This is a genomic window from Pseudonocardia pini (assembly GCF_013870575.1).
GTDB classification, from domain to species: domain Bacteria; phylum Actinomycetota; class Actinomycetes; order Mycobacteriales; family Pseudonocardiaceae; genus Pseudonocardia; species Pseudonocardia pini.
On sequence record NZ_JACBXB010000478.1, the window covers coordinates 1 to 4,294 of the forward strand.

Annotated in this window: 5 protein-coding genes; all 5 read left to right on the forward strand. The window is 71.3% G+C overall.

Annotation, left to right across the window (positions count from 1 at the left end; genetic code table 11):
• Window positions 1-1,017: signal recognition particle-docking protein FtsY (ftsY, locus tag H5J29_RS22720; protein WP_181783069.1), on the forward strand; the 1,017-nt coding region annotated here is incomplete at its 5' end.
• A 234-nt stretch (window positions 1,018-1,251) separates the two neighbouring features.
• The gene (locus H5J29_RS22725; protein ID WP_181783070.1) at window positions 1,252-2,604 is read left to right on the forward strand and encodes an ammonium transporter; all 1,353 of its coding nucleotides are present in this window, start codon (window positions 1,252-1,254) and stop codon (window positions 2,602-2,604) included.
• Window positions 2,605-2,609: 5 nt separating this feature from the next.
• Window positions 2,610-2,948, forward strand: coding sequence for a P-II family nitrogen regulator (locus tag H5J29_RS22730; protein ID WP_181783071.1), 339 nt, complete (start codon window positions 2,610-2,612; stop codon window positions 2,946-2,948).
• Window positions 2,949-3,108: 160 nt separating this feature from the next.
• On the forward strand, window positions 3,109-3,447 hold the full coding sequence (locus tag H5J29_RS22735) for a P-II family nitrogen regulator (protein WP_181783072.1): 339 nt from the start codon (window positions 3,109-3,111) through the stop codon (window positions 3,445-3,447).
• A gap of 67 nt (window positions 3,448-3,514) precedes the next feature.
• On the forward strand, window positions 3,515-4,294 hold a 780-nt coding region (locus H5J29_RS22740; RefSeq protein WP_446686489.1), incomplete at its 3' end, for a [protein-PII] uridylyltransferase family protein.

A 4,294-nucleotide genomic window follows, 5' to 3' on the forward strand; every position in this document is an offset into this window, starting at 1 on the left:
CACCGGGTGCATGTCGACGGGGAGGCCGCGCCCGTCGTCGCCACCCCCGAGGCCGCGCCCACCGCCACCCCCCAGGCCGCGCCCACCGACGACATCGCTCCCGCCGAGGGCCGCCTCGAGCGGCTCCGGGGCAACCTCGCCCGCTCCCGTTCCGCGTTCGGCCAGAGCCTGCTCGGCCTGCTGGGCGGCGGGGAGCTGGACGAGGAGTCGTGGGAGGACGTCGAGGCCACCCTGCTCCAGGCGGACATCGGGCCGGAGACGACCGCCGAGATCGTCGAGGTGCTGCGCACCGAGCTGGCCCGCCGCGCCGTCCGCACCCCCGCCGAGGCGAAGGCGCTGCTCCGCGAGGTCCTGGTCGGCGCGCTCGGCACGGACCTGAACCGCTCCATCCGCGCCCTGCCGCACGACGGCCGCCCCGGCGTGCTGTTGATCGTCGGGGTCAACGGCACGGGCAAGACCACGACCACGGGGAAGCTGGCCCGGGTGCTGGTCGCGGGCGGGCGACACGTCGTCCTGGGCGCGGCGGACACCTTCCGCGCCGCCGCCGCCGAGCAGCTGACGACCTGGGGCGAGCGGGCGGGCGCCGCCGTCGTCCGCGGGCCCGAGGGCTCCGACCCCGCCGCCGTCGCGTTCGACGCCGTGAAGCGCGGCACCGCCGACGGCGCCGACGCGGTCCTCCTCGACACCGCGGGCAGGCTGCACACCAAGACCGGCCTGATGGACGAGCTGGGCAAGGTCAAGCGCGTCGTCGAGAAGCAGGCCGAGGTGGACGAGGTGATCCTCGTCCTCGACGCGACCACCGGACAGAACGGCCTGGTCCAGGCCCGCGTGTTCGGCGAGGTCGTGAAGGTGACCGGCATCGCTCTGACCAAGCTCGACGGCACCGCGAAGGGCGGCATCGTGTTCCGCGTGCAGCGTGAGCTCGGCGTTCCCGTCAAGCTCGTCGGGCTGGGCGAGGGCCCGGACGATCTGGCTCCCTTCGAGCCCGGCGCCTTCGTCGACGCCCTGCTCGGCTGACCGCACAGCACGAAACGGTCACAGTTCTGGTCACGCAGCGCTCACAAATCGTTGCGTTCGGGATAGGAAACCTGGTTGTAACTCTCCGAGGAGGGGGGTTCACCGGCCGGAAACATAGGGCGATCTTCCCGGAAACATCCCACTTGGATTCTCTGCGCACCCGCCGCGCCGACGGTGCGGTGACGAACGGGAGGGAGTTCCGTGGAAGGCTTTGACAGCGGCGATACCGCGTGGATGCTCGCGAGCACTGCGTTGGTGCTGTTCATGACGCCCGGACTGGCGTTCTTCTACGGCGGCATGGTCCGTAGCAAGAGTGTCCTGAACATGATGATGATGAGCCTGTCCTCGATGGGTCTCGTCGGCGTCCTCTGGGTGCTCTACGGCTACTCCATCGCCTTCGGGAACGACGTCGGCGGCGGACTGCTCGGGAACCCCTTCGAGGCCTGGGGCCTGAAGGGTCTGTTCGTGGGCTCCTACTCGGCCGATGTCGCCGAGTCGTCCTACGTGCTGTCCGGGTCCATCCCGGCACTGGCGTTCGTGGGCTTCCAGGCCACGTTCGCGATCATCACCGTCGCCCTGATCTCGGGCGCGGTGGCGGACCGCATGAAGTTCGGCGCGTGGATGCTCTTCGCGGGCCTCTGGGCGACCATCGTCTACTTCCCGGTCGCGCACTGGGTGTTCGCGTTCGACAACGAGGACGCGGGCGTCACGGGCGGCTGGATCGCCAACCAGCTGGCGGCGATCGACTTCGCCGGTGGTACCGCGGTCCACATCAACGCCGGTATCGCCGCGCTCGCGCTGGCCATCGTGGTCGGCAAGCGCAAGGGCTGGCCGCGTGAGCCCATGCGGCCGCACAACCTGACCCTGGTCATGCTGGGTGCGGGCATCCTGTGGTTCGGCTGGTTCGGCTTCAACGCCGGTTCGGCCCTGGGTGCGAACGGCACCGCCGCGTTCACGATGGTCAACACGATCGTCGCCACCTGCGCCGCGATGCTCGGCTGGCTCGTCACCGAGCGGATCCGCGACGGCAAGGCCACCAGCCTCGGCGCCGCCTCCGGCATCGTCGCGGGTCTGGTCGCGATCACCCCGTCCTGCTCCTCGGTCTCGCCGATGGGCGCGATCCTGCTGGGCGCCATCGCCGGTGTGCTCTGCGCCCTGGCCGTGGGCCTGAAGTTCCGCTTCGGCTACGACGACTCGCTCGACGTCGTCGGCGTCCACCTCGTCGGCGGTCTGGTCGGCACCATCCTGGTCGGCTTCCTGGCCGACCCGGGCTCCCCGGCCGCGGTCGCGGGCCTGTTCTACGGCGGCGGTGTGGACCAGCTCTGGCGCCAGGTCGTCGGTGCGGTCGCGGTGCTCCTGTACTCGGGCATCCTGACCTTCGTCATCGCGCTCATCGTGAAGGCCATCTTCGGTGGCAAGATCCGCCTGAGCGACGAGGACGAGGCCACCGGCATCGACGAGTCGGAGCACGCCGAGACCAGCTACGACTTCTCCAGCCACCGTGGTCTGGCGGGGGTCGCCGGGACGCCGCGTCCCGACGCCGCCACCGCGGGTGCACAGTCGGTCGTCGCCGGTAAGGAAGGCTGACCCGCATGAAGCTGATCACTGCGATCGTCAAGCCGTTCGTGCTGGAGGACGTCAAGGGCGCCCTGGAGCAGATCGGGGTCCTCGGGATGACCGTCTCCGAGGTCCAGGGCTACGGCCGCCAGAAGGGCCACACCGAGGTCTACCGCGGTGCGGAGTACTCGGTGGACTTCGTGCCGAAGGTCCGGGTGGAGGTCGTCGCGGACGACACCCTCGCGGACAAGGTGGTCGACGCGGTCGTCGAGGCCGCCCGCACCGGCAAGATCGGCGACGGCAAGGTCTGGGTCTCCCCGGTCGACACCGTCGTGCGGGTCCGGACCGGTGAGCGCGGGACGGACGCCATCTAGCGTCCCGCTCCGGAGCACCCGTGGGGCCCGCCGTGCCGTTCGTCGGTACGGCGGGCCTCCGGTGTCTCACGGGCTGTGTCGGTTTCCTCCCGTTCGTCCGATCTCCCGCGCCCCCGCGTCGGGTGACGGCGACGCGCCCACCACCGATCGGAGAAACGCCATGATGCTCGTGACGGCGATCGTGAAGCCGTTCGCGCTGGACGACGTCCGTGCCGGACTGGAACGCCTCGACGTGGCCGGGATGACGGTCAGCGAGGTGACCGGCTACGGCCGCCAGCGCGGCCACACCGAGGTCTACCGCGGTGCGGACTACCAGATGGACTTCGTGCCCAAGGTGCGGATCGAGATCGTCGTCGACGACGCCGTCGTCGACAAGACGATCGAGACCGTCGTGCAGGCCTCCCGGACCGGCAAGATCGGGGACGGCAAGGTGTGGGTCGTCCCGTTGGAGACCGTCGTGCGGGTCCGGACCGGGGAGCGGGGCCCGGACGCGCTGTGACGCATCCACGGAGGGGGCGGGCCGTTCGCCGACGACGTCGGGGGCCCGTCGAGGTGAAGGCGGAGCGGTGACGGCAGTGGGATCGGGACCGACCTCGGGATCCGCCGAGGACCTGGTCAGGGCGAAGGCCGTGCTGCTGGACCAGCACGGCGGCAGACGGCGGCTCGCACCGGACGCACTGCGGACGGCGCTGGTCGACCTGCACGACTTCTGGCTCTCGTCGCGGTGCGCCGCGATCGGGGTGTCGGACCGGGCGGCGCTCGTCGCCGTCGGGGCACTGGGCAGACGCGAGCTCTGCCCGTACTCGGACCTCGACCTCGTGCTGCTGCACGACGGTCGCAAGGACGTCGACCGGCTCGCCGAGCAGCTCTGGTACCCGCTGTGGGACGCAGGCATCGGGCTCGACCACTCGGTGCGCACCCCGGGCCAGGCCGTGCAGGTCGCGGCCACGGACCTGCGCGCCGCGTACGGGCTGCTGGAGCTGCGGCACATCGCGGGCGACCCGGCGCTGTCGGAGAAGGTCGCGCAGGCCGTGCGGCAGGCGTGGCGCGCGGGCATGCGCAACCGGTTCGACGAGATCGCCGACGGCGCGCGGGACCGGTGGGCCAAGGTCGGCGACGTGGCGCACCGGATCGAGCCGGACCTCAAGTCCGGCCACGGCGGGCTGCGGGACATCCAGCTGCTGGACCACCTCGCCGTGGCGCAGCTGGTCGACCGGCCCTCGGGGGAGGTCGTCGAGGCGCGGATGCTGCTGCTCGACGTCCGCACCGAGCTGCACCGCATCTCCGGGCGTGCGCGGGACGTCCTGCGCGCGCAGGAGGCGGACGAGATCGCCGCCATCCTCGAG